The 1142-nt window shown below is 65.9% G+C and carries 1 protein-coding gene; it reads right to left on the bottom strand.

Going from position 1 to position 1142, the window contains the following annotated elements:
- Nucleotides 1-32: 32 nt before the first annotated feature.
- Nucleotides 33-1124 carry an IS630 family transposase gene (locus I3F54_RS31850; protein WP_240122404.1) on the bottom strand — a complete coding sequence of 364 codons (1092 nt, stop codon included), beginning with the start codon at nucleotides 1122-1124 and terminating at the stop codon, nucleotides 33-35.
- Between the last annotated feature and the right edge of the window lie 18 nt (nucleotides 1125-1142).

Raw genomic sequence — 1142 nt, 5'->3', positions numbered from 1 at the left:
CTAGTGTCCTGAGTCTCGGAAGGGCTGCATAACTAGGGTTTGGGCTTCGGTAGGCGGTTCAAGTAGCCGGTGAGGCGTTCGAAGATCTCGTCGGCGGACTTGGTCCAGATGAACGGCTTGGGGTCCTCGTTCCAGTGGGCGATCCAGTTGCGGATGTCCTTCTCGAGTGCCTGGACGTTCTTGTGGACGCCGCGTCGCATCTGCTTGTCCGTCAGCAGGGCGAACCAGCGCTCGACCTGGTTGAGCCAGGAGGAGCTGGTGGGCGTGAAGTGCATGTGGAAGCGCGGGTGTGCCAGGAGCCATTTCTGGATGGCGGGGGTCTTGTGGGTGGCGTAGTTGTCACAGATCAGGTGGACGTCGAGCTCGGCGGGGACCTCCTTGTCGAGCTTGGCGAGGAACTTCTTGAACTCCGCGGCACGGTGGCGGCGATGGAGGGAGCCGATGACCTCGCCGGTGGCGGTGTTGAGTGCCGCGAACAAGGTGGTGACGCCCCCGCGCAGGTAGTCGTGGGTGCGGCGCTCGGGCATGCCGGGCATCATCGGCAGCACCGGGGCCGAGCGGTCCAGCGCCTGGATCTGGCTCTTCTCGTCCACGCAGAGCACGATGGCGCGCTCGGGCGGGTCAAGGTAGAGGCCCACGACGTCGCGGACCTTCTCGATGAACTGCGGGTCCTTGCTCAGCTTGAACGTGTCGACCTGGTGCGGCTTGAGGCCGAAGGTGCGCCAGATCCGCGAGATCGTCGACTGGCTCAGCCCGCTCTGCTTCGCCATCTCCCGGGTGGACCAGTGCGTGGCACCCTTCGGCGTCGTTTCCAGAGTCCGCACGATGACGTCTTCGACCTGCTCGTCCGTCACCGTGCGCGCGGGCCCCGGCCGCTTCTCGTCGGCAAGGCCCTCAAGCCGGTTGGCCACAAACCGCTTGCGCCACGTAGCCACCGTGGTCGGGTGGATCCCGAGGCCGGAACCCACCTGGGTGTTCGACAGCCCGTCCGCACACGCGAGGACGATCCGGCACCGCAACGCCAGAGCCTGTGCGGACGTTGCCCGCCGCGACCAGCGCAGCAACGTCTCACGCTCGTCATCCGTCAGGACCACTTCGACCGTCGGCCGACCCATGCGCGCCATGAGCCCAGCATACTTCTA

The organism is Streptomyces sp. MUM 2J (assembly GCF_022414535.1).
GTDB lineage: Bacteria > Actinomycetota > Actinomycetes > Streptomycetales > Streptomycetaceae > Streptomyces.
Note: the sequence above shows the minus strand (reverse complement) of the source record. Positions and strands in the feature narration are given on the sequence as shown.

Excerpts from the sequence above, each read along its gene's own strand:
- I3F54_RS31850 (WP_240122404.1), bottom strand. The coding sequence starts at position 1,124 with ATGGCGCGCATGGGTCGGCCGACGGTCGAAGTGGTCCTGACGGATGAC.